Origin of the sequence: Streptomyces sp. CBMA123 (assembly GCF_014596465.1) — a bacterium.
In the GTDB taxonomy this organism is placed as follows: domain Bacteria; phylum Actinomycetota; class Actinomycetes; order Streptomycetales; family Streptomycetaceae; genus Kitasatospora.
On sequence record NZ_MECK01000555.1, the window covers coordinates 1 to 549 of the forward strand.

Here is a 549-nt window from a genome sequence, read left to right on the forward strand (position 1 = left end):
CGTTGGGCTGGGTCTTCTGGTTGTAGATCTCCTTGCCGTCCGCGTTGTAGGCGTGGACGTAGGGGGAGGGCGGGAAGGGGTGCGCGTCGTGGCCGGTGGTGACGGCCGCGGTGTAGGCGAAGGCGCCGCCGGCCATGACGGCCGGGTACTGCGTCGGGTCGTCGCCGTAGCTGATGGTGATCTTGGCGACGTCGGGTGTGTAGTGGCCGGCGCCCAGCGAGAGGTACTGGCCGCCTCCGGTCGGCGAGGCGAAGTTGTCGAAGAACTCGACCAGGTGGCCGGTGCCCCACAGGCGGTCGTTGATGAACGTCGCGGGGACGGACCTGCTCTTGCCCTGGTGGCCCTTGGACTCGCACTGCACGTACTGGCCGGCGGAGTTGACGGCGATGACGACGCCGTCGGTGTCCGAGGAGGCGACGGGGGCGCGGACCGCGATCACCGGGTGGTACTGCTTCGCCTCGGAGCCCAGGCAGGAGGCCAGGATCTCGGCGACCGTCCCGGCCTCGATCGGGGTGGTCGCCGTACTGGTGACCGCGGAAGCCGCCGGGG

Annotated in this window: 1 pseudogene; it reads right to left on the bottom strand. The window is 70.3% G+C overall.

The features are described 5' to 3' along the window. Window positions 1-549, bottom strand: a pseudogene (locus BG452_RS36450) (hypothetical protein); the annotation flags it as partial.